We start from the raw sequence: 22098 nt of genomic DNA, 5'->3' as shown, positions 1-22098 counted from the left end.
GGGCGGTGCCCCCGATCAACGAGTCGATCGCGGAGATGAACGAAAACGCGCGACCGGCAAGGTAATCCGACGAGCCGGAGCACCAGAAGCCGATGTCGGTCTGCTCGAGTCTGAGTTCGTCATAAAGTGCATGGAAGCATGGCATCAACATTTCGACGCCGTTGGTGGTGCCGTCGGTGCGGCGCACATGCGGCGCATGGGCGAATCCGACGACAGCTACATCGCGATCGGTCACGTTATCCCTCTTACAGGTGGTGCTTGTAGGTGTCGTAGTCGGCGTCAGGTTCGCCGGTCGGCTTGAAGTATTCGATGTTGTCGATGCCCAGACCCCATTCCTCGCGGGGCTTCCACACCGCCTGCACCCGCATGCCCATCCGCACCTCGGATGCGTCGATTTCCTGTATCAGGTGCAGGAACGCGATATCGGCTCCGTCGAGCAGCACGTAAGCCGCGACGTACGGCGGCTTGATGCGCTGGCCGGCGAACGGGATGTTGATGATCGCGAACGTCGTCACCGTGCCTTTGTCCGGCAACTCGACGAAGTTGTCGAGTTCGAGGCCGGTCGCTGGATCTGCTTCCTTCGGCGGGAAATACACCTTCCCGTCCTCGCCGGTGCGGGCGCCGAGCAGCTTGCCCTCTTCGAGAGCTCGCAGGAACGCGGTCTCGGGAAGTGAAGCGGTGTGCTGGATTTCGATGCTGCTGGGCGTCACCTGGACCGTCACCGGGTCACGGTCGTCAGTCGTTTCCGCAGTTGACTCGGTCTCTTCGCCGAGTCTGAAGTAGGCGATGTCGGTGATGGCGCCCACCGGTTCATCGACCCAGTGCGCATGCACGCGTGCCCCGGTAATCGTCGCGTCGGACGAGCCAACGTCAACGGCGTGCAGCAGCGCAGTGTCGGCACCGTCGAGCTTGATCAGCGCCCAGGCGAACGGCCGGTCCAGCGGCTGCCCGGCCAACGGCTCGGGCTGCCAGGTCCACGACAGCACGGTCCCGACACTGGCCACCGGTACGATCTCGGTCAATCGTTCGTAGGTCACGGGGTCGAACTCGGCCGGGGGGACGTAGACCCGGCCATCCGAACCCCGAACCCCGACGATGCGTCGCTCACGCAGGGCGGTGAAGAACTGGCTGAGGGTAGGTCCGACTGAACGGGTGTAGTCGAAGGACAGCTTCAGAGGTGCCGACAAAGGCCGCTGATCGGTATCGATCTGCACCGGGCTGCTTTGGCTGGTGGTCACAGCAACGAGTAGAACAGGTTCTAAGAATCTGAGCAAGGAGCCGGAGATGAAGCTGGGACTGCAACTGGGTTACTGGGGCGCGCAGCCGCCGGAGAACGCAGGTGAGCTCGTGGCCGCGGCCGAGGACGCCGGCTTCGACGCGGTGTTCACCGCCGAGGCGTGGGGGTCGGATGCCTACACGCCGCTGGCCTGGTGGGGAGCGTCGACGAGTCGGCTGCGGCTGGGCACCTCGGTGGTGCAGCTGTCCGCGCGCACCCCGACTGCGTGCGCGATGGCGGCGCTGACCCTGGACCACCTTTCCGGCGGGCGCCACCTGCTGGGGTTAGGCGTGTCCGGTCCGCAGGTGGTCGAGGGCTGGTACGGGCAGAAATTCCCCAAGCCGCTGGCCCGCACCCGCGAATACATCGACATCATCCGGCAGGTATGGGCCCGCGAGAAGCCGGTCACCAGCGACGGCCCGCACTATCCGCTGCCGTTAACCGCTGAGGGCACAACGGGTCTGGGTAAGGCGCTCAAACCTATCACCCATCCGCTGCGGTCCGACATCCCGATCATGCTGGGCGCGGAAGGCCCGAAGAATGTGGCGCTGGCCGCCGAAATCTGCGACGGCTGGCTGCCGATCTTCTACACCCCGCGGCTGGCCGACATGTACAACGAGTGGCTCGACGAAGGCTTCGCGCGCCCTGGTGCCCGTCGCAGTCGCGAGGACTTCGAAGTCTGCGCGACGGCCCAAGTCGTCATCACCGACGACCGGGCCGCAGCGTTCGCGGGGATCAAGCCGTTTTTGGCGCTTTACATGGGTGGCATGGGGGCAGAGGACACCAACTTCCACGCCGACGTCTATCGCCGGATGGGCTATGCCGAGGTCGTCGACGAGGTCACCGCACTGTTCCGCAGCAACCGCAAGGACGAGGCCGCCAAGGTCATTCCCGACGAACTCGTCGATGACGCGGTGATCGTCGGCGACATCGACTACGTGCGTAAGCAGATCACCGTCTGGGAGGCCGCCGGTGTGACGATGATGGTGGTCTCGGCCCGCAGCGTAGAGCAGGTCCGCGAGCTGGCGGCATTGGTCTAGCCGGGTGTTGCGGCTGGTTAGAACACGTTCTAGCGTGACCGGATGAGCCCGGGCAATCGAGGTCGGTCAGCCCAGCGGGTGGGCGTCGCCGAAGGACATCTCCACATTGGCGACCGATCCCGACACCATCGCTCGCTTCGGCAGACCCAGCGCCGCCAACTCCGCGGCGTACGGGTGATGTCCCAGCCGCAGGGCCGCTCCGCCGATCCGGCCGCGCAACCCGCTGACCTTCATCTCCCAGGGCACCTCTCGGGTAGTGCCGTCGGCGTAGGTGTAGGTCTTGAGCACCTGCGGTTTCGCCGTGAACAGCGACGGAACAGGCAGACCGCGGCCGAAATCGATGCCGGCGATGTGCGAGCCCTCGGCGCTGACGTCGAACCCGAAGTTGCCGTCGTCGCGAATGGTGAAGTCCGCCATGATCTTCGGAAATCCCCAGATGGTGCGCCCGGCCTCCAATGTGAAGCTCTGGTCGACCGGCAGGTGGTGAATGAACGCCGCGGCAGCGCCGAGGCCGCGCAGTCCACGTGCCTGCGAGCCGGGCGGATTGACCATCACGCAGGTGCCGAATTCGTGGTACTGCCCGAGGTCGCCGTCGATATAGCGCGCCAGCATGAGGTTGACCACGGCACGACCGGGGCGGTGTTGGCAGACCTTCAGGCCGCTGTAGTCGATGAGCCGCTGGGCCGCCTCGGCGTCCACCGAGAACATCGCCGTGTGCACGTCTGCCTTCCGAACGCGCACCGGCATGGTCAGCACCGTTCCGGCGATGGTGTGTTGTGATTCAGGCATATCTGGAGGTTAGTCCATGACAGTCACGATTCCCGATGTCGATTTGACAGACGGCACCTTCTACGCCGACGGCCGGCAAGCCCGAGAGGCGTATCGCTGGATGCGCGCCAATCAGCCGGTATTTCGGGATCGCCACGGGCTGGCCGCGGCGTCGACGTATCAGGCCGTCATCGAAGCCGAACGCAACCCTGAGCTGTTCTCCAACGCCGGCGGGATCCGGCCCGGGGTGGACGCACTTCCGCACATGATCGACATGGACGACCCTGAGCATCTGCTGCGCCGCAAACTGGTCAATGCCGGGTTCACCCGTAAACAGGTGCGCGACAAGGAAGAATCCATCGCCAGCCTGGTCGATACGCTGATCGACGGCGTATGTGAACGAGGCGAGTGCGACTTTGTGCGGGACCTGGCCGCACCGCTGCCGATGGCGGTCATCGGCGACATGCTCGGCGTGCTGCCCGAACAGCGGGCGACGCTGCTGAAATGGTCCGACGACCTGGTCTGTGCCCTCAGCTCGACCGTCGAAGAGGTCGACTATCAGGCAGCGCTGGACGCCAACATCGCCTACACAGAGCTCACTCTCAAGACCATCGCCGCGCGGCGGGAGCAGCCGACCGACGACTTGACCAGCGTGCTGGTGCACGCCGAGGTCGACGGTGAACGGCTGACCGACGAACAGATCGTTTCTGAGACGCTACTGATCCTCATCGGTGGCGATGAGACCACCCGGCACACGTTGTCTGGCGGCACCGAGCAGCTGCTGCGACGCCGAGACCAATGGGAACAGCTTCAAGCCGAGCCGACCCTGCTACCGGGTGCTATTGAGGAGATGCTGCGCTGGACCTCGCCGGTGAAGAACATGTGCCGCAAGCTGACCGGCGACACCGAGTTTCACGGCACGTCGCTCCGCGAGGGCGAGAAGATCATGCTGCTGTTTGAGTCGGCGAACTTCGACGAGTCGGTGTTCGATAATCCCGAGCAGTTCGATATCCGGCGAGACCCCAACAGCCACTTGGCATTCGGCTTTGGAACTCATTTCTGTCTGGGCAATCAGCTGGCCCGGCTGGAGCTTTCGTTGATGACGCGTCGAGTCTTGGAGCGGTTGCCGGATCTTCGGCTGGCCTCCGATGAACCGTTGCCGCTGCGCCGCGCCAACTTCGTCGTCGGCCCTGAAGCCATGCCGGTGGTGTTTACGCCCAGCGCGCCTCTGCACCGAGCGTGAAGCTAGTCGCACGCTGGTGGCCGAACGTGAAGTTAGTTTCACGCTCGGCGCCAAGAGCGGGCGCAAAGCCCTAGCGGCCTTGGAAGTTGGGTGCGCGCTTCTCTTTGAAGGCCAGCGGGCCTTCCTTGGCGTCGTCGGACAAGAACACCTTGATACCGATCTGCGTGTCGATCTTGAACGCGTCGTTTTCGGCCAGCCCCTCGGTCTCGCGGATGGACCGCAGGATCGCCTGCACCGCCAGCGGCCCATTGTTGGAGATCGCCTCGGCGATCTCCAACGCTTTGGTCAGCGCTTGCCCATCCGGAACAACGTGCCCGATCAGCCCGATCTCCTTGGCTTCGGCGGCGGTGATGTGCCGTCCGGTCAACAGCAAGTCACACGCCACCGTGTAGGGGATCTGCCGGACCAACCGCACCGCTGAGCCGCCCATCGGATACAGGCTCCAGCGGGCCTCGGAGATCCCGAACTTGGCGCTTTCACCGGCCACCCGGATGTCGGTGCCCTGCAGGATCTCGGTGCCCCCGGCGATCGCCGGCCCTTCGACAGCGGCGATCAGCGGCTTGGTGAGCCGGCGACCCTTGAGTAGAGCGTCGATGCGCGACGGGTCGTAGCTGCCATCTTTGAACGAGTCACCCGGCGGCTTGGCGGTGGCCGCCTTGAGGTCCATGCCGGCGCAGAAGTAACCGCCCGCCCCGGTCAGGATGCAACACCGGATGTCGGGATCGTTGTCGACACGGTCCCAGGCCTCCACCATGATCTGCATCATTTCGCCGCTGAGCGCATTGCGGGCGTCAGGGCGATTCAGCGTGACGATCAGGGTGTGTCCGCGCTGGTCAATCAGCGCATGAGCCTCGCTCACCGATGTCTGCCTTTCTGCGCGGCGATCACAAACTTGTCAAGAAATGTAACACGTTCTAGTTTGGGTCCGTGGCTCTGAACATTGCCGACCTTGCCGAGCATGCCATCGACGCCGTGCCTGACCGCGTCGCCCTGATCTGCGGCGACGACCAGCTGACGTATGCGCAACTGGAGGAGAAGGCCAACCGCCTGGCGCACTACCTGATCGACCAGGGCGTCAAAAAGGACGACAAGGTCGGGCTGTACTGCCGCAACCGCAACGAGATCGTGATCGCGATGCTGGGCATCGTGAAGGCCGGCGCCATCCTGGTCAACGTCAACTTCCGCTACGTCGAGGGCGAACTGCGCTATCTGTTCGAAAACTCCGACATGGTGGCGGTCGTGCACGAGCGCCAGTACGCCGACCGCGTCGCCAACGTGTTGCCCGAGACCCCGAACGTCAAGACCGTGCTGGTGGTCGAGGACGGCTCCGACGCCGATTATCGGCGCTATGGCGGTGTCGAGTTCTACTCCGCACTCGAACAAGGCTCAGCGGAGCGTGACTTCGGTGAGCGCAGCGCCGACGACATCTACCTGCTCTACACCGGCGGCACCACCGGGTTCCCGAAGGGTGTGATGTGGCGTCACGAGGACATCTACCGCGTGCTGTTCGGTGGAACCGATTTCGCGACAGGTGAATTCGTCAAGGACGAGTACGACCTGGCCAAGCAAGCCGCGGCCAATCCGCCGATGATCCGCTACCCCATCCCGCCGATGATCCACGGCGCCACCCAGTCCGCAACGTGGATGTCGCTGTTTTCGGGCCAAACCACCGTTCTGGCACCAGAATTCGACGCCGATAACGTCTGGCGGACAATCCACGACCACAAGGTCAACCTGCTGTTCTTCACCGGTGACGCGATGGCGCGACCGCTACTCGATGCATTGCAGGAAGGACTTGAAAAAGAGGCTTACGACCTGTCATCGCTGTTCCTGCTGGCCAGCACCGCGGCGCTGTTCTCACCGAGCATCAAGGAGAAGCTTCTCGAACTGCTGCCCAACCGGGTCATCACCGACTCGATCGGCTCGTCGGAGACCGGTTTTGGCGGCACCAGCATCGTCGCGGCGGGTGAAGCGCACACCGGCGGCCCGCGGGTCACCATCGACCATCGCACGGTCGTGCTCGACGACGACGGCAACGAAGTGAAGCCCGGCTCCGGCGTGCGGGGAATCATCGCCAAGAAGGGCAACATCCCGGTCGGCTACTACAAAGACGAGAAGAAGACCGCCGAGACGTTCAAAACCATCAACGGTGTGCGGTACGCGATCCCCGGCGACTACGCACAGGTGGAGGCCGACGGGACGGTCACCATGCTGGGCCGCGGTTCGGTGTCGATCAACAGCGGTGGGGAAAAGATCTACCCCGAGGAAGTCGAGGCCGCACTCAAGGGCCACGCTGACGTGTTCGACGCGCTGGTGGTCGGAGTGCCCGACGAGCGCTACGGCCAGTGCGTGGCCGCCGTCATCCAGCCGCGCCCCGGGACGCGCCCCGCGTTGACCGACCTCGACCAGTTCGTGCGCAGTGAAATCGCGGGATACAAAGTCCCCCGGGCGCTTTGGTACGTCGACGAGGTCAAGCGGTCACCGGCCGGCAAGCCCGACTACCGTTGGGCCAAAGAGCAGACCGAGGCCCGACCGGCCGACGACAGGCACGCCAACCACGTGGCGGCCGCCAGCGCGGCGGAGCCGGGCGCATCAGGCCGCGACTAAATCACCCCGTAGTGCGTGAGGCGTTTACAGTAGCTCTGTGAACGGTGCCCATGCGCTGATCAACACTCTGGTCGACGGCGGCGTCGACGTGTGCTTCGCCAACCCGGGCACCTCCGAGATGCATTTCGTGGCCGCACTGGACACGGTGCCGCGGATGCGGGGCGTACTGGCGCTGTTCGAGGGCGTGGCCACCGGAGCGGCCGACGGCTATGCGCGCATCGCCGGCCGACCCGCCGCGGTGCTGCTGCATCTCGGCCCGGGGCTGGGCAACGGCCTGGCCAACCTGCACAACGCGCGCCGCGCGAGAGTGCCGATGGTGGTGGTGGTCGGCGACCACGCCACTTACCACAAAAAGTACGATGCGCCATTGGAATCCGATATCGACGCGGTGGCCGGTAGCGTGTCCGGGTGGCTGCGCCGCACTGATGGCGACGTTGCTGCCGACGCCGCCGAAGCCATCGCCGCTAGCCAAGGCGGGGGACAGGTCGCCACACTGATTCTGCCGGCAGACCTTTCGTGGGGCGAGGTCGCGCAAACGGGCCATCCGGTGCCTGCCCGGCCAACGACGTCAACTGTCGACGCCGACGCGGTGGGGCTGGCAGCCAAGGTGCTGCGCTCCGGCGAGCCCTCGGTGGTGCTGGTCGGCGGCGACGCCACCCGTGCTCCCGGCCTGCAGGCAGCGGCCCGGGTTACGGCGGCCTGCGGTGCCCGCTTGTATTGCGAGACATTCCCGACCCGGCTCGAACGCGGCGCCGGCGTTCCCGTCGTCGAGCGTATCGCCTACTTCTCGGAAGCTGTTGCCGCACAACTCGACGGCGCCAAGCACCTGATCCTGGCCGGCGCGGCGTCACCGGTATCGTTTTTCGCCTATCCAGGCAAGCCCAGCGACCTGGTACCGGACGGCTGCGAAGTCCACGTGCTCGCACACCACACCGGGGCAGCCGACGCGTTGGCGGCATTGGCAGACGAGGTGGCGCCGGACACCGCCGCCGAGGCCGCTGCGCCATCGCGCCCGCAGCTGCCCACGGGTGCGTTGACCGCTGTTGCGGTCGCCGACGTGATCGGTGCGCTGATGCCGGAACGCGCGATCGTGGTCGACGAGTCCAACACCTCCGGGCTGCCGCTACCTGCAGCCACTGCCGGCGCGCCTGCGCACGACTGGCTGACCTTGACCGGCGGCGCGATCGGTTACGGCATCCCGACAGCCGTGGGCGCTGCAGTAGCGGCGCCGGACCGTCCGGTGCTGTGCCTGGAATCCGACGGATCAGCGATGTACACGATCTCGGGACTGTGGACACAGGCGCGAGAAAAACTCGATGTCACCACCGTCATCTACAACAATGGCGCCTACGACATTTTGCGGCTCGAACTGCAACGCGTTGGGGCCGAGGGTGCGCCAGGCCCCAAAGCGCAGCAACTGCTTGACTTAACCGGCCCGAGAATGGATTTCGTCAAGATCGCCGAGGGAATGGGGGTGCCGGCGCGGCGGGTCGGCACTGCCGAGGAGTTGGCCGACGCGCTGCGTGCCAGCTTCGCCGAACCGGGCCCGCACGTCATCGAAGCGATGGTGCCCTCAATGCTGGGGTGATGGGCTACTGGATCGGTTCGTCGCCGAGCACGGTGGTGCGCAGCATCTCTCGTGGGGAGTCCGGGTCGTAGGGTGCCGCCCGGTGCAGCACGCCGCGGTTGTTCCAGATCACCGTGTCGCCCACCGACCACCGGTGGCTGTAGACCTTGTCGGGCACGGTGGCGCGGTCGAGCAGTTCGGCCAGCAGCGCGCGGCCCGCGTCGAGATCCATGCCCATGACGTAGTCGGCGGACGCGCCGAGCACCAGCGACTTGCGCCCGCTGCTGTGTGTCCACACCAGCGGGTGTTCGTGTGTGCGCCGCGCCCGCCACCGCGCCAGCTGCTCGGGCGTGGGATCGGGCGTGACGCGCCGCTGCGAGGCTTCCAGGGAGTGAACGACGCGCAACGACCCGTAGCGCTGCTTCTCCTCGTCGCTCAACGCGTCGTAGGCGGCATAGGAACTGGCGAACTCGGTTTCGCCGCCGTGTTCGGCAACGTGGACGGCCGAGAGCACAGTGGCTTTCTGCGGGCATTCGTCGCCGATCGGGGTGCAGCCGTCGATGTGCCAGTCAAAGGTGGCTCGCAGATAGGCCGCCGAGGAGTTCTTGGACACATCCAGGGTGATCGGATAGATCCCCGGCACCCGATGGTGTCCGTCGGACGAATGGTCGATATCACCGAGCCGACGGCAAAACGCCACCTGCGCTTCAGGATTCACGTGTAGCCTGGGAAAGACCAGCACGCCGTTTTCTTCCAGCGCATCCAGCACCGCTTCCCCGAGGGTGTCGTCGGTAGCCAGTCGATCGGGATCAATACCGTCCACCTCGGCGCCCACCGTGGTCGTGAGCTTGTTGATGGCAAGCAGACTCATCGCCTGTCCTTTCCTCACGGCACCGGTTCGTTGATTCGCCTCATGACCGCGTCGGCCGCGTCGGTGGGTTTGATTTGATGCATGACCTCCACGGACATGGCGACCATGATCAGCGAATAGATGAGGTGGAGCAGATGCAGCGCGTCGTCGGGAAGGTCGTCAAGCGGGAACTTGTCGCAGTAGTCGATCGCCTCTTCCAGCCGCGGAAAGAAGGCGTCGTAGAACTCCCGCATGTCGGACATGCTGCTGGCCATTCGCCTGTCCCACCGCTCGGATTCCGTCGGTAGACACCAGGTTTGGGCATAGGGCTCGAGCTCGGCGAAGGCACTCGGCAAAAGCGGGTCAGGCATGGGCCGCCCCCACCGGCGTCTGCTCGCGTTGATATGCGGCGACCCAGTCGCCGACAGTCTTGTGCAGGTGGCGGACTAGGATCTCCTGATCGTTGAGTGGGAAGTCCTCGACGATGCCGGTTTCCAGCGCCGCCTGAGTACCGCCCAACATGCCGGCGTCTTGCAGTGCGAACTCTTTGAGCACCACCGCGGCGACCTCATGTTCGATGCGCTCACGCACGCTGCGAGCGGGGTGGAACGCGGTGTAGGCCTCGAACCGATGGGTGTTGTGCGAGGTCGGCCAATACCGGTAGAGCAGGTACCAGCCGCCGTAGATCAGGATCTCCAGGTTGGGGAAGATCTGAAAGTTGCTGATGCCCCATGGATCGATGCCGCCGGGGTTGAGCCCGGCCGGCAGTTCACCCAAATCCGGAGTGCGCCAAGGACCGACCAGGCCACTGCGCGTGGCTCGTTCGATCGGATACATATACTCCGGTGCCATCAGCCAGCGGCGGGTGCCGGCGGTCGACACCACGCGGTGGGGTCCGTCGATCTGGAAATGTGCGCATTCGAATCCGGCATTGGGGTCGCGCACCGCTGCTGGAACCTGTTGGGGGTGCAGCGCGGGAACGTGGTAGTACTCCTGGAATGCGTCGGCAAAGATCTTCCAGTTGCTGTTGTTGTCGGCCACCCAGTCGTAGCGTTCAGTGAGCTTGTCAAACGGATAGTCGTCGAGTCCGGTGATCATCGGTCCGAGAAACTCTCGCAGGCTTTGCCGTGGCTCGGCGTCGACGTTGACGAAGATGAAGCCGTTCCAGATGTCACAGTGCACCGAACGCAGTCCGTATGCGTCGGTGTCGAGATCGAAGAACTCTCCTGGCTGCTGCACGAACGTCAACGCACCGTCCAGGTCGTAGCGCCAGCCGTGATACTTGCAAGTGAACTGTCGGCAGACTCCCTTGGTTTCTACATTGGGATAGTCGTTCCACACCAACTTGTTTCCGCGATGGCGGCAAATGTTGTGGAAAGCGCGCACCGCCTGGTCTTTGCCTTTGACCACGATGATCGAGGTGCCGGCCGCCGCGATGTCTTTGGTGAAGTAGCTGCCGACGCGCGGAACGTCCTCGATGCGGCCGACATTGAGCCAGGCGCGTTTGAAGATTGCCTCGCGTTCGGCCGCGTAGAACTCGGGTGACGTGGAATCGCGGAAGGAGACCGGCCCGGTACCCAGATCCGGGTAGTGGCCGGTCCAGGTGCCCTCCGCCGGTTTAGGCCATCGCGCCATGCGAACCTCCTGTCACATCACTGCTCCGCCGTTGACGCCGAGCACCTGTCCGGTGATAAACCCCGCCGCGTCGGAGCACAGGAACCCGACCGCCGCCGCGATGTCGTGGCCGGTGCCAAGGTGTCCCACCGGAATCTGAGCGGCCATCGTCTCGTTCGACGGCAGGTTTCCCTCGGCTTGTGATTGCTGCTGCATCGGAGTCTCGATGCCTGACGGCGGGATGTTGTTGACGGTGATCCCCGCACCGGCGTACTCGCGCGCCAGCGATTTCGTCAGGGTGATCAGCGCGCCCTTGGAAGCGGCATAGTGCGCCATGCCCGGCGAACCGCGCTGGGCGCTGGAGGACGAGATCATCACGATGCGGCCCCAGCCGGCGGCCACCATGTCCGGCAGCGCCACCTGGCAGCAGTGAAACGTACCGGTGAGATTGACCTCGATGATCCGCTGCCACGACTGCGGAGTGATCTCGCTGAACGGCGCGAAACCCACCATGCCTGCGCTGGTCACCAAAATGCCTACCTGGCCAAGCTCACTGCGTAGTTTGGCGAACGCCTCCTCGACCGCGCCCCGGTCGGCCACGTCTGCCGCAACGGCGAGTGCGGTCACCCCCGCGGCGCGCAATGCGTCGCAAACACGCTGGGCCGCTTGGCCATCGATGTCGAGGACTGCGACCTTGTGTCCGCGTCGGCCGAGTTCGTGACAGGTCGCCTCGCCCATCCCCGAGGCACCTCCGGTCACCACTGCCACTCGGTGGCCACCGCTCATTCGTAGACCACCCGCACTGAACGACTGGTCGGCAGGGACTGACAGGTCAGCACCCAGCCGTCGGCGACTTCCTCCTCGCTCAGCGCGTCATTGTTGAGCATCCGCACGCTGCCCTCCACCAGCCGAGCCATACACGTTGCGCACGAACCGGTTTCACACGACGACGGCGCCGCCAGCCCGGCCGTGCGGGCGGTTTGCAACACGGTGTTGCCGGGTCGATACGGAACCACGGTGGTGCGCCGGTCCAGCTGAATCGCCACTTCCTCGGTGACGGTGTCGGTTGCGACTGGCACGGCGTCCATCCTCTCGTCCATCACCGCCGACAATATCAAGTACTTGCGATCAGTCTCAAGTACTTGATTCAGGATGATCGCTGAACAGGAGGTTTCCGGTGCCCTGTTCGACCACCCGCGCGAGCAGGTCGTGCAGCAACTGTTGCTCGTCGGCGTCCAGGACGCCGAAGACTCTTTCGTGGGCGGCCAGCGCATCGGCAAGTACAGCCGAGACCACCGCACGGCCGGAGTCGGTGAGATAGGACTGCAAGATCCGGCCGTGCTGCGGATCCTGTTTGCGCTCCACCAGCCCGCGGCTCTCCAGCGCGGTGATCGCCAACTGCACGCCCTGCGGACTGATCAGCAGCCGACGGGCCAGCTCGGCTCCGGACAGGCCCGGCTCGTTGGCCAACTGACGCATCAGGCCGATCTGCGCGGTGGTCACCCCGTGGTTGCTGATCGCATCATTGACGGTTTTCAGCGAGAAGTGGAAGGCCTGCTTCAACAGCCACAAGATGTTGTCGGTGAGTTCCATGCTCGTTTCCTCAGCGAACTAAGGGCTGCTTGTAAACGCGACCGTCTTTCATGACGAACGACACGTCCAGCGTGGCGGCGATGTCGCGGGACGGGTCACCGGGTACGGCGATGATGTCGGCGAGATAGCCCGGCGCCAGCCGGCCCAGCTCGTGATCGGCTTCGATGAGTTCGGCGCTGGTGACGGTTGCTGCGCGAATCGCCTGCATCGGTGTCATGCCGCGATCGACCAGTGCACAGAGTTCCTTGGCGTTCTGGCCATGCGGGATGGCGGGCGCGTCGGTGCCGCACGCGATCCGTACTCCGGCCGCAATCGCTTTGGGCAGCATGGCTTTAGCTTGCGGGAATACCTCGGCCGCCTTCCTGCGAAGCTCGGGGGCGACGCGGTCAACGGCCAGCGCCTCGGTGAGATACGTCGTTGAGACCAGGAAGGTGCCATGGTCGACCATCATCTGGATGGTGTCGTCGGTGGCCAGGAAACCGTGTTCGATGCAGTCGATTCCGGCGTTGATGCAGGCCCGGATCGCGCCGTCGCCGATCGCGTGCGCGGCCACCCGGATCCCGGCGCGGTGCGCCTCGTCTGCGATCGCGGCGAACTCCTCGTCGGAGTACTGCTGCGAGCCCGGCGATGTGCTGTGCGACATCACACCGCCGGAGGCGGACACTTTGATGACTTTGGCGCCGTGGCGGATCTGGTAGCGCACGCAGGCGCGCACGTCGGGTACGCCGTTGGCGATCCCTTCGGCTACCGACAGCGGCATGATGCCTGGAGCCAGGCGCTGAAAGACGGTCGGATCGAGATGTCCCCCGTAGGGGGTAACGGCATGCCCGGCGGGAACCACCCGCGGACCGACGTGCCAGCCCTGGTCGATGGCGCGTTGCAGCGCGACGTCGAGCAGATACCCGCCGGTCTTGACCATCAAGCCGAGATTGCGCACGGTGGTGAAACCCGCATCCAGGGTGGTGCGGGCGTTCACCGCGCCCCGCAGCGTGCGGTAAGCCGGGTCGTCCTGCACACCGTGCATCGGCGACGGCAATCCCTCCGGTCCGCCCGGGCCGCCGATGAGCAGGTTGAGTTCCATGTCCATCAGCCCTGGCAGGAGCGTGACGTCGCCGAGATCGATGTCAGTCGAATCGTGAGGTGCCTCAGAGGGGTTGACCGCAGTGATCCGGTCGCCGTCCACCACGACCACCGCCGGTGAGTGCACCTGTCCGGAGTCGACATCCGCCCAGCGGGCGGCCCGCAGCACGATCACGGCACAGGTTCGCTGACGCAATCCAACGTCGATGCGCCGGAATCGGGAATGCGCGGCTGCTTCCAGCATTCAACCGGGAACGACACCATGATCATCGAGTACAGCAGATACATCAGGTTCATGACGTCGTCGGGCATATCGTCGAGGCTGAACTTGTCGCAGTAGGCCAGCGCATCCTCGGCGCGTGGTGTGACGGCATCGTAGAAGGACTGCATCTTCGCCATCGTGCTGGTGAGCCGCTTATGGTAGCGCTGCGGTTCGCTTGCCAGACACCAATCGGAAAACTGTTCCAGGTCTGCGAATTCGGGTGGCAGGTTAGCCGTCATCACACCCTCACTGAGTTGCGCCGGTAGTCGTCGACCCACGTCGCGGTCTCGTGGTGCAGATGCCGCAGCAGCACCTCCTGGTCGTTGAGGAGGAATCGGTCAACCGCACGCGATTCGATCATCGACTGAGTGGCCTCCAGGGTGTTGGCGTCCTGCAGACCGAATTCCTTGAAGGTCACCGCCGCCAGCTCCTGGGCGACGCGTTCGCGCGGAGTGCGGGGCGGTGGGAAGTACAGGGTGCCCTCGAAGACGTGGCTGTTATACGAGGTGGGCCAGTAATGGTAGGTCAGATACCAGCCCTGTCCCCAGATCAGGATCACGAGGTTGGGGAAGATCTGAAACGAGTCCAGTCCCCATGGGTTGCAGTTGGCCGGGTTGACCCCGGCAGGCAGCGTGCCGAGATCCGGATTGTCCCACGGACCGAAAAGTCCGCTGCGGCAGATATCTTCGATGGGCTTGCGCATATCGGCGTCCATCTCCCACGCCCGCACACCCGACGTCGACACCAGCCGGTGCGGGCCGTCGATGCGGTAGTGCGGCGCCTCGAAGCCGGCTTCGGCCGCCGCCTTGGAGTAGCTGGTCGGCGACTGGTTCGCGTGCAATACCGGGGCGTGATAGAACTCCTGGAACGCGTCCAGGTAGAGCTTCCAGTTCGCCTTCACTTCCGAGCGGTAACACCACCGCGACGTCAGCTGCCCGAACGGATAGCCCTCCAGGTCGGTGATCATCGGACCTAGAAATTCCCGTAGCGACTGCTCGGGCTCGGCGGCGAAGTTGACGAAGATGAAGCCTTCCCAGACGTCGCAGTGCACCGGCACCAGCCCGTAGCGGTTCTTGTCGAGGTCGAAGAACTCGCTTTCCTGCGGGACATGGGTCAGGTTGCCGTCCAGGTCGTAACACCAGGCGTGGTACTTGCACCGGAACTGGCGGCAAAAGCCGCTGGTCTCCTCCAGCGGCATGTCGTTCCACACCAGCTTGTTGCCGCGGTGGCGGCAGATGTTGTGGAACGCCTTGATGTCGCCGGTCATGGTGCGCACCACGATGATCGAGGTATTGGCGACCTTCAGCTCCTTGGTGAAGTAGCTTCCTTTGCGCGGAAGTTGCTCGGCGCGGCCGACATTCAGCCAGGCACGCTTGAAAATCGCTGCCCGCTCGAGCTCATAGAACTCCGGTGAGATGGAATCCTCATACGACACCGGGCCGGTTCCGAGCTCCGGGTAGTGCTGCGTCCAGCTGCCTTCCGCCGGCTTGGGGAAACGAGCCATGCCTACTCCTGTCGCTCACGACCACCCGCCTGCAGCGCTGACCGTATATGCTCGAGACCACAATCACAAGTAGTTGATATTCCGGGTCGGGGAGGTCTGCGTGCAGCGACACGACGCACTGTTCATCGGTGGGAGTTGGTCATCGCCCGGTAGCGACGCCGTGATCGAAGTGACCTCACCGGCCACCGAAGCCGCGGTCGCGCACGTGGCGTCGGCCGGACCCGCCGACGTCGACGCTGCCGTCGCGGCCGCGCGGGCGGCATTCGACCAGGGCCCGTGGCCGCGGCTCGATCCCGCCGAGCGCATTACCGCGATACGACGACTGGTCGAACGCTACGGCGAGCGGCGCTCGGAGATGGCCGAGCTCATCACCACCGAGATCGGCGCGCCGATCAGCTTCGCCCAGCGCGCGCAGGTCGGGCTGCCGTGGATGATGATGACCGCCTTCTGCGATCTGGCCGAAGACCTGTCGTGGCACGAGATTCGCGTCGGTCGCTACGGCGCTGATATTCATATTCACCGCGAACCGGTCGGGGTGGTCGCTGCGATCGTGCCGTGGAACATGCCGCAGTTCCTGATCGTCACCAAGCTGGTGCCGGCGCTGCTTGCCGGTTGTTGCGTGATCCTCAAGCCGGCGCCGGAATCACCGCTGGACGCGCTGCTGCTCGCCGAGCTCATTGAGCAACTCGAGTTGCCTCCCGGTGTGGTCAGCGTGTTGCCCGGCGGCGCCGACGTGGGTGAGTACTTGGTCGGCCACCCCGGCGTAGACAAGGTGTCGTTTACCGGATCGACCGCTGCCGGCCGACGGGTAGCCGAAACCTGTGCCACCGGTTTGAAACGCGTCAGCCTGGAGCTTGGCGGCAAATCCGCAGCGATCGTCCTCGACGATGCCGACCCCGGCGCGGTGGCGGCCGGAATCCGGGCGGCCAGCCTGTCCAACAGTGGGCAGATTTGCAACGCGCTGACCCGAATCCTGGTGCCGCACAGCCGAAGAGGCGGATACATCGACGCACTGGCGGCCGAGATGCAGACGATTGCCGTCGGTGACCCTACCGATCCCGCGACACAGATGGGTCCCCTGGTGGCGCGGCGCCAGCAGGAGCGGGTGATCGGCTACATCCAGGCCGGCCAGGCCGAAGGTGCCCGGCTGATCACCGGCGGTACCGACATGCCGGATGGCGTCGAGCGCGGATGGTACGTGCAGCCCACGCTTTTCGCCGACGCCGACAACAGCATGCGGATCGCGCGTGAAGAGATCTTCGGGCCGGTGCTCACCGTCATCGGCTATCGCGACGACGAGGACGCGGTGCGCATCGCCAACGACTCCGATTACGGTTTGGCTGGGTCGGTATGGTCCGACGACACCGAGCGCGGGGTGGAGTTGGCTGCCCGCATCCGCACCGGCACCTTCGGTATCAACCAGGGGTACACGATGGACCCGTACGCGCCGTTCGGCGGCGTCAAGTCCAGCGGCTACGGCCGGGAATTGGGCCGCGAAGGGATCGAGAGTTACTTGGACAGCAAGTCGATCTCGGTGGCCAGTTAGCGCGTCTGCTCGCGCAACCTAGCGCCTGATCGTCCACACCGGATCAGCGCAGTCGACGCCCTCGGCGGAGAGTTCGCGTTTGAGTACCTTGAATGTCGCAGTGCGTGGCAACGCCGTGCTGATCCGGACGTAAGACGGCCACTGCTTGGGTCCCAGATCGGGCTGCTCGGCCAGGAATACGCGGAACGTGTCGGCGTCGAATTCCGTGCCGGGCGTCATCACCACCGCGGCCATCACCTGGTCGCCGACGGCCGGGTCGGGCACGGCGTACACCGCGACCTCGCTGACCCCCGGATAGCGGGCCAGCACCCGCTCGATCGGCGCAGTGCCGAGGTTTTCTCCGTCGACACGCAACCAATCACCCAGCCGCCCAGCAAAATACACATACCCGTTCTCGTCGCGGTAGGCCAAGTCACCGCTGTGATAGACGCCGTCGGCCATCCGCTGCGCGTCGGCCTCCGGATCGTTGTAGTAGCCCTCGAACCGGCCCGGGCCGGCGATGTTCACCAATTCTCCGATCACCCCGGCCGGGCAGGGGTCGCCGGTGTCGACGTCGATGATCCCGATGCCCTCGGGCAGCGGGCCCAGTGAGCCCTCCGGCGTATCCGGTGTGCGGGCGATCGCGACTCCGCCCTCGGTGGAGCCGAAGCCGTCGACGGCGATACAGCCGAATCTGTGGGCGAACCGCTCCACGTCGGCCGGCGCACCCTCGTTGCCGTACACCACTTTCAGTGGGTTGTCGGCGTCGTCGGGCAGCTCGGGCGTGGCGAGCACATACGACAGCGGCTTGCCCACATAGTTGGCGTACGTGACGCCGTAGCGCCGGATATCGGGTATGAACCCCGAGGCGGAGAATTTGCGGCGCAACACCATTGAGCCGCGGCACGTCACGGCCACCGACCATCCGACCAGTACCGCGTTGGAGTGGAACAACGGCATGGACACGTAGCAGCGGTCGTCGCGGCCCAGCCCGAAGCGCTCCGTCATCGTCACGCCGGCGATTGCGACCTTGCCCTGGCTGCACTGCACTGCTTTCGGATCGCCGCTGGTGCCGGAGGTGAAGATCAGCATGAACAGATCGGCGGGCGTCGCGGACCGGAACCGCACCGGGGCATCCGCGTGTGCGGTCAACTCGTCGGCCCAGGCCGTCGAGTCAACATCGATATGCGGCAGATCACCGAGCGCCGCAGCGGATTTCGAATCGGTCAACACCAACTGGCAGTCGGCGTGGTCGACGTCGCGGGCCAGCGCTGCGCCCCGGCGGACGGGGTTGAGCCCGACGGGCACGATGCCCGATAGCCCGGCCGCGACCAGCAGGGCCGAGAAGAACGGGGTGTTTTCCAGTAGCACCCCGACGTGGGGCGGTCGCGTCGGGTCGAGTCGCTCGCCCAACGCGGTCGCCACGGCGGCGCCGTGGCGAAGATGCTCACGCCAACTGATGAACGAGTCTTCGAAGTAGACGCCACGATCGTCGACGTCGACCAACGGCTTGAGCAGGTCGGTGACGGTCGGAAGGTCGTGGGTCACGCAGGCGTATCCGCCAGTTCACGACCTATCTTGCGCAGCGCCCCGGTGGCGCTGCCAAGGGCGAACTCGGTTTCTTTGGCCGCCAGGAAGTAGCGGTGCACCGGGTGATCGACGTCGATACCGACACCGCCGTGTACGTGGACAATGGTGTGCGCCACCCGATGTCCCGCGTCGGCAGCCCAGAACGCCGCCGTCGCCACCTCGGTGTCGGCCGGCAGGTCCTCGGCCAGCCGCCACGCCGCCTGAGTGAGGGTCAACCGCAAACCCTTGACGTCGATGTAGCCGTCCGCCAACCGCTGTGCCACCGCCTGGAAGCTACCGATCGGGCGATCGAACTGTTCGCGGGTGCGCGCATACTCGGCGGTCAACTGCAGCCCCCGGTCCAGCACACCGAGCTGAAATGCGCTGCGACCCAGCGCAGCATGCGTGGAAAGCCAAGCGACCACGTCGTCGCCGCCAACCCGTCGTGCATCGCCCACCTCGACCCCGTCGAGCCGCAGGTGTCCCACACTGCCCAGACCGGTGGTCTCCAGGGCTGTGACCGATGCCTCCTCAGCGGTGACCAGGAAAACTGCTGTGCCCGAATCGGTTTCGGCCGAAACCAAAAATGCGTCGGCCACCGGCCCGTAAAAGACCTGAGTACGCGTTCCGGTCAGCCGGTAGCCGGCACCGGAACGCGTGGCCTGCACCGGCCCGTCGCCCATTTCGCCGTCCAGCGCTACGGTGAGGATCTTCTCGCCGCTCACCGCGGGAGCACCCCACTGCTGCTGGAGTTCAGCGGAGCCGAACCGGGCCAGTGCGCCGCCGGCCAGCACCACCGACTCCAGATACGGCACGGCGGCCAACCCCCGGCCCAGTGCAACCAGCACGGCGGTCTGCTCCAGCACTCCGTACCCGCCGCCGCCCAGCGACTCCGGTGCCGCGGTGCTCAAGATGTCGGCCTCGTTGAGCTTGCGCAGAAGGTCACGGTCGAGCCGCTGCTCCAGGCCGTCCAATTCCCGTTGGCGCTCCGGCGTGCACACAGCATCGACGATCGTGGCGGCCAAATCGCCGAGGTCGTGCGCCGCTTCGGTTGTCGAGAAATCCATCAGAATCCCTATCGGTTGGCTCGGGGCAGACCCAGCGCCACCATGCCGATGATGTCGCGCTGAACTTCGTTGGTGCCGCCGCCGAAGGTGAGAATCAGGCAGGCCCGGTGCATCCGCTCGACCCGACCCCGCAGCAACGCGCCGGGCGAGTTCTGCCGCACCGTCGCGGCGGTGCCGAGCACTTCCATCAGCAGCCGGTAGGCCTCGGTGGCCAGTTCGGTGCCGAACACCTTGGCCGCCGACGCGTCCGCCGGTGACGGTGCGGCGTCCTCCGACGACGCCAGCTCCCAGTTGATCAGCTTGAGCACCTCGACCTTGGCGTGCACCCGGGCCAAGTTGAGCTGCACCCATTCGGAGTCGATGAGCCGGGCGCCACTGGCGTCCTTGGTGTTTTGCGCCCACTCGCGAACCTGGTTGAGCGCCAGGATGATCGGTTGTGCTGACACCAGTGCGACGCGCTCGTGGTTGAGCTGGTTGGTGACCAGCTTCCACCCGCCGTTCTCCTCGCCGACCCGGTTGGCCACCGGGACCCGGACATCGGAGTAGTAGGTGGCGCTGGTGTCGACGCCCGCCATGGTGTGCACCGGTGTCCAGGAGAAGCCGTCCGAGGCGGTCGGGACGATCAGCATCGAGATGCCGCGATGCTTTTTGGCTTCGGTGTTGGTGCGCACCGCCAGCCACACGTAGTCGGCGTAGGCGATCAGGCTGGTCCACATCTTCTGGCCGTTGACGATGTAGTCGTCGCCGTCGCGCACCGCGGTGGTCCGCAAGTTGGCTAGGTCAGTGCCGGCGCCGGGTTCGGAGTAGCCGATCGAGAAATGCAAGTCGCCGGACGCGATCTTGGGCAGGTAGAACTTCTTCTGCTCCTCGGTGCCGAAGGCCATGATCGTCGGCGCGACGCTGTTGATGGTCAGAAACGGCACCGGCGCCCCGGCGATCGCGGCCTCGTCGGTGAAGATCAGCGAGTCCATCGGGGAGCGGTCCTGGCCGCCGTACTCCTTGGGCCAGTTCAGGGTGAGCCACCCGTCCTTGCCCATCTGGGCGACCGTCTCTCGGTAGACGTTGCCTTCGCCCACTTCACCCGACGTCGAGCTCAGGGCCTCCCGGCGCTCGGGGGTGATCAGATTGGCGAAGTACGACCGCAACTCGCGGCGCAGTTCCTCCTGCTCCGGGGTATAACTGATGCGCATTGGCCGTCCCTTCGGGATCCCGTTTACTCCCCCGCAAGGCAGGGGCACCCCCACCCTGTTTTGTAACACGTTCTAGTCTGGGGGTCCAGCGGCCGATTCGCCCGGCCTTTCGTCGTATGGTGGGAATACCGCCAGTCGGAAACGCCCAAGGAGGATCCCGTGCGAGTGATAGTGGACCGCGATCGGTGCGAGGGCAACGCGATATGCGTAGGAATCGCGCCGGACGTCTTCGAACTGGACGACGAGGACTACGCCGTGGTCAAAACCGATCCGATTCCTGCCGACCGGGAAGTGCTGGCCGAACAGGCCATCGCCGAATGCCCACGTGCGGCTCTGAAACGCGAAGACTAGAGGTATTCATAAATTGACTAGCAGCACGAACGCGACCGATCTATCCGGCAAGGTCGCGGTGGTCACCGGTGCGGCCGCTGGCTTGGGACGTGCCGAGGCGATCGGCTTAGCTCGAGCCGGGGCCAGCGTCGTCGTCAACGACATCGCCACCGCGCTGGACGCATCCGACGTCCTCGACGAGATCAGCGCCGCCGGCTCCAAAGCAGTCGCGGTGGCCGGTGACATCAGCCAGCGCTCCACCGCCGACGAACTCATCAGCTGCGCCGACGGCCTGGGCGGGCTGAGCATCGTCGTCAACAACGCCGGGATCACCCGCGATCGGATGCTGTTCAATATGTCCGACGAGGACTGGGATGCCGTCATCGCGGTGCACCTGCGCGGCCACTTCCTGCTTACCCGCAACGCAGCCACCTATTGGCGGTCGAAGGCCAAAGAAGCCGGTGGCTCCATCTACGGCCGGATCGTCAACACATCGTCGGAAGCGGGGTTGGTCGGTCCGGTCGGGCAGGCCAACTACGGTGCCGCCAAAGCCGGCATCACCGCGCTGACCCTGTCTGCCGCGCGAGCGCTGGGCCGCTACGGGGTCTGCGCCAATGCGATCTGCCCGAGAGCGCGGACCGCGATGACCGCCGAGGTCTTCGGCGCAGCACCCGAGGTCGGCGAGGGCCAGATCGACCCGCTCTCACCCGAACACGTCGTCACGCTGGTCCGGTTTTTGGCCTCCCCGGCGGCTGAAGCGGTCAACGGCCAGGTTTTCATCGTCTACGGGCCCCGGGTCACGCTGGTGGCCGCGCCCACCGCAGAACATCAATTCACCTCGGACGCGCAGGCCTGGGACCCCGACGAGCTCAGCACGACGCTGCACGATTACTTTGCTGAACGCGACCCCGAGGTGAACTTCGCCGCGTCCAGCTTGATGGAGTCCTGATCCGGTGAGGGGGACCCGCGCGGTAGCCCGGTGGAGCTAGAACACGTTCCAGAATGATGTGGGT

At 65.2% G+C, this 22098-nt stretch carries 21 protein-coding genes and 2 pseudogenes; 7 read left to right on the top strand and 16 right to left on the bottom strand.

What is annotated here, in order from left to right; translation table 11 throughout:
• Nucleotides 1–235, bottom strand: a pseudogene (locus tag A5707_RS00855) (lipid-transfer protein); the annotation flags it as partial.
• Between the two features lie 10 nt (nt 236–245).
• Nucleotides 246–1238: a Zn-ribbon domain-containing OB-fold protein gene (locus A5707_RS00850; protein WP_065012643.1), complete on the bottom strand. Its 993-nt coding sequence runs from the start codon at nt 1236–1238 to the stop codon at nt 246–248.
• A 46-nt stretch (nt 1239–1284) separates the two neighbouring features.
• Between A5707_RS00850 and A5707_RS00845 the strand changes: the two genes are divergently transcribed.
• Nucleotides 1285–2316 (top strand): LLM class F420-dependent oxidoreductase, encoded by a 1032-nt coding sequence (locus tag A5707_RS00845; protein ID WP_065012642.1) that lies wholly within the window; start codon nt 1285–1287, stop codon nt 2314–2316.
• Nucleotides 2317–2382: 66 nt separating this feature from the next.
• On the opposite strand, the gene A5707_RS00840 is transcribed toward A5707_RS00845, so the two are convergent.
• The gene (locus A5707_RS00840; protein ID WP_065012641.1) at nt 2383–3105 is read right to left on the bottom strand and encodes an acetoacetate decarboxylase family protein; all 723 of its coding nucleotides are present in this window, start codon (nt 3103–3105) and stop codon (nt 2383–2385) included.
• A gap of 16 nt (nt 3106–3121) precedes the next feature.
• Between A5707_RS00840 and A5707_RS00835 the strand changes: the two genes are divergently transcribed.
• Nucleotides 3122–4327 carry a cytochrome P450 gene (locus A5707_RS00835; protein ID WP_065012640.1) on the top strand — a complete coding sequence of 402 codons (1206 nt, stop codon included), beginning with the start codon at nt 3122–3124 and terminating at the stop codon, nt 4325–4327.
• Nucleotides 4328–4397: 70 nt separating this feature from the next.
• Here the strand turns inward: A5707_RS00835 and A5707_RS00830 are convergent, their stop codons facing one another.
• Nucleotides 4398–5186, bottom strand: coding sequence for a crotonase/enoyl-CoA hydratase family protein (locus A5707_RS00830; RefSeq protein WP_082969170.1), 789 nt, complete (start codon nt 5184–5186; stop codon nt 4398–4400).
• Nucleotides 5187–5254: 68 nt separating this feature from the next.
• Between A5707_RS00830 and A5707_RS00825 the strand changes: the two genes are divergently transcribed.
• Both A5707_RS00825 and A5707_RS00820 read left to right on the top strand, forming a co-directional pair.
• Complete coding sequence (locus A5707_RS00825) at nt 5255–6934, top strand: acyl-CoA synthetase (RefSeq protein WP_065012639.1); 1680 nt, start codon at nt 5255–5257, stop codon at nt 6932–6934.
• A gap of 37 nt (nt 6935–6971) precedes the next feature.
• Nucleotides 6972–8522: an acetolactate synthase large subunit gene (locus tag A5707_RS00820; RefSeq protein ID WP_065012638.1), complete on the top strand. Its 1551-nt coding sequence runs from the start codon at nt 6972–6974 to the stop codon at nt 8520–8522.
• Nucleotides 8523–8526: 4 nt separating this feature from the next.
• Here the strand turns inward: A5707_RS00820 and A5707_RS00815 are convergent, their stop codons facing one another.
• From A5707_RS00815 to A5707_RS00775, 9 genes and pseudogenes are all read right to left on the bottom strand, one after another.
• Nucleotides 8527–9372, bottom strand: coding sequence for a TauD/TfdA dioxygenase family protein (locus tag A5707_RS00815; protein ID WP_065012637.1), 846 nt, complete (start codon nt 9370–9372; stop codon nt 8527–8529).
• 14 nt (nt 9373–9386) lie between these two features.
• A complete protein-coding gene (locus tag A5707_RS00810; RefSeq protein WP_065012636.1) occupies nt 9387–9722 on the bottom strand; it encodes a hypothetical protein in 336 nt (111 codons plus the stop codon).
• On the bottom strand, nt 9715–10986 hold the full coding sequence (locus tag A5707_RS00805; RefSeq protein ID WP_065012635.1) for an aromatic ring-hydroxylating oxygenase subunit alpha: 1272 nt from the start codon (nt 10984–10986) through the stop codon (nt 9715–9717). Before A5707_RS00805 ends, A5707_RS00810 begins: the two co-directional genes overlap by 8 nt.
• A gap of 12 nt (nt 10987–10998) precedes the next feature.
• A complete protein-coding gene (locus A5707_RS00800; protein ID WP_065012634.1) occupies nt 10999–11751 on the bottom strand; it encodes an SDR family NAD(P)-dependent oxidoreductase in 753 nt (250 codons plus the stop codon).
• Nucleotides 11748–12023, bottom strand: a pseudogene (locus tag A5707_RS00795) (2Fe-2S iron-sulfur cluster-binding protein); the annotation flags it as partial. The gene A5707_RS00800 and the pseudogene A5707_RS00795, both read right to left, overlap by 4 nt.
• Before the next feature lie 76 nt (nt 12024–12099).
• Nucleotides 12100–12558, bottom strand: a complete 459-nt coding sequence (locus A5707_RS00790) for a MarR family winged helix-turn-helix transcriptional regulator (protein ID WP_065012632.1) — start codon at nt 12556–12558, stop codon at nt 12100–12102.
• Nucleotides 12559–12568: 10 nt separating this feature from the next.
• Nucleotides 12569–13813, bottom strand: a complete 1245-nt coding sequence (locus tag A5707_RS00785; protein WP_065012631.1) for a metal-dependent hydrolase family protein — start codon at nt 13811–13813, stop codon at nt 12569–12571.
• A complete protein-coding gene (locus tag A5707_RS00780; RefSeq protein ID WP_065012630.1) occupies nt 13810–14139 on the bottom strand; it encodes a hypothetical protein in 330 nt (109 codons plus the stop codon). Before A5707_RS00780 ends, A5707_RS00785 begins: the two co-directional genes overlap by 4 nt.
• Nucleotides 14139–15404, bottom strand: coding sequence for an aromatic ring-hydroxylating oxygenase subunit alpha (locus A5707_RS00775; RefSeq protein ID WP_065012629.1), 1266 nt, complete (start codon nt 15402–15404; stop codon nt 14139–14141). The genes A5707_RS00780 and A5707_RS00775 overlap by 1 nt, the downstream gene beginning before the upstream one ends.
• A gap of 100 nt (nt 15405–15504) precedes the next feature.
• Between A5707_RS00775 and A5707_RS00770 the strand changes: the two genes are divergently transcribed.
• Nucleotides 15505–16950, top strand: coding sequence for an aldehyde dehydrogenase (locus A5707_RS00770; protein ID WP_065012628.1), 1446 nt, complete (start codon nt 15505–15507; stop codon nt 16948–16950).
• An 18-nt stretch (nt 16951–16968) separates the two neighbouring features.
• Here the strand turns inward: A5707_RS00770 and fadD17 are convergent, their stop codons facing one another.
• From fadD17 to A5707_RS00755, 3 genes are read right to left on the bottom strand one after another with little or no spacing between them, the layout of a single operon-like run.
• Nucleotides 16969–18477 carry a long-chain-fatty-acid--CoA ligase FadD17 gene (gene fadD17 / locus A5707_RS00765; RefSeq protein ID WP_065012627.1) on the bottom strand — a complete coding sequence of 503 codons (1509 nt, stop codon included), beginning with the start codon at nt 18475–18477 and terminating at the stop codon, nt 16969–16971.
• Nucleotides 18474–19565, bottom strand: a complete 1092-nt coding sequence (locus A5707_RS00760) for an acyl-CoA dehydrogenase family protein (protein WP_065012626.1) — start codon at nt 19563–19565, stop codon at nt 18474–18476. Before A5707_RS00760 ends, fadD17 begins: the two co-directional genes overlap by 4 nt.
• Before the next feature lie 8 nt (nt 19566–19573).
• Complete coding sequence (locus A5707_RS00755) at nt 19574–20755, bottom strand: acyl-CoA dehydrogenase (RefSeq protein WP_065012625.1); 1182 nt, start codon at nt 20753–20755, stop codon at nt 19574–19576.
• A gap of 159 nt (nt 20756–20914) precedes the next feature.
• Between A5707_RS00755 and A5707_RS00750 the strand changes: the two genes are divergently transcribed.
• Both A5707_RS00750 and A5707_RS00745 read left to right on the top strand, forming a co-directional pair.
• Nucleotides 20915–21106 (top strand): ferredoxin, encoded by a 192-nt coding sequence (locus tag A5707_RS00750; protein ID WP_065012624.1) that lies wholly within the window; start codon nt 20915–20917, stop codon nt 21104–21106.
• Nucleotides 21107–21119: 13 nt separating this feature from the next.
• Nucleotides 21120–22034 carry a 3-oxoacyl-ACP reductase gene (locus A5707_RS00745; protein ID WP_065012623.1) on the top strand — a complete coding sequence of 305 codons (915 nt, stop codon included), beginning with the start codon at nt 21120–21122 and terminating at the stop codon, nt 22032–22034.
• The last annotated feature ends 64 nt before the right edge of the window (nt 22035–22098 follow it).

Source organism: Mycobacterium kyorinense (assembly GCF_001672775.1).
Lineage (GTDB): Bacteria > Actinomycetota > Actinomycetes > Mycobacteriales > Mycobacteriaceae > Mycobacterium > Mycobacterium kyorinense_A.
Note: the sequence above shows the minus strand (reverse complement) of the source record. Positions and strands in the feature narration are given on the sequence as shown.

What these genes read in the sequence shown, in the direction of transcription:
- A5707_RS00845 (WP_065012642.1), top strand. Translation starts at nt 1,285, where the DNA reads ATGAAGCTGGGACTGCAACTGGGTTACTGGGGCGCGCAGCCGCCGGAG.
- A5707_RS00755 (WP_065012625.1), bottom strand. Translation starts at nt 20,755, where the DNA reads ATGCGCATCAGTTATACCCCGGAGCAGGAGGAACTGCGCCGCGAGTTG.
- A5707_RS00780 (WP_065012630.1), bottom strand. Translation starts at nt 14,139, where the DNA reads ATGACGGCTAACCTGCCACCCGAATTCGCAGACCTGGAACAGTTTTCC.
- A5707_RS00805 (WP_065012635.1), bottom strand. Translation starts at nt 10,986, where the DNA reads ATGGCGCGATGGCCTAAACCGGCGGAGGGCACCTGGACCGGCCACTAC.
- A5707_RS00790 (WP_065012632.1), bottom strand. Translation starts at nt 12,558, where the DNA reads ATGGAACTCACCGACAACATCTTGTGGCTGTTGAAGCAGGCCTTCCAC.
- A5707_RS00810 (WP_065012636.1), bottom strand. Translation starts at nt 9,722, where the DNA reads ATGCCTGACCCGCTTTTGCCGAGTGCCTTCGCCGAGCTCGAGCCCTAT.
- A5707_RS00760 (WP_065012626.1), bottom strand. Translation starts at nt 19,565, where the DNA reads ATGGATTTCTCGACAACCGAAGCGGCGCACGACCTCGGCGATTTGGCC.
- A5707_RS00775 (WP_065012629.1), bottom strand. Translation starts at nt 15,404, where the DNA reads ATGGCTCGTTTCCCCAAGCCGGCGGAAGGCAGCTGGACGCAGCACTAC.
- A5707_RS00840 (WP_065012641.1), bottom strand. Translation starts at nt 3,105, where the DNA reads ATGCCTGAATCACAACACACCATCGCCGGAACGGTGCTGACCATGCCG.
- A5707_RS00800 (WP_065012634.1), bottom strand. Translation starts at nt 11,751, where the DNA reads ATGAGCGGTGGCCACCGAGTGGCAGTGGTGACCGGAGGTGCCTCGGGG.
- A5707_RS00815 (WP_065012637.1), bottom strand. Translation starts at nt 9,372, where the DNA reads ATGAGTCTGCTTGCCATCAACAAGCTCACGACCACGGTGGGCGCCGAG.
- A5707_RS00835 (WP_065012640.1), top strand. Translation starts at nt 3,122, where the DNA reads ATGACAGTCACGATTCCCGATGTCGATTTGACAGACGGCACCTTCTAC.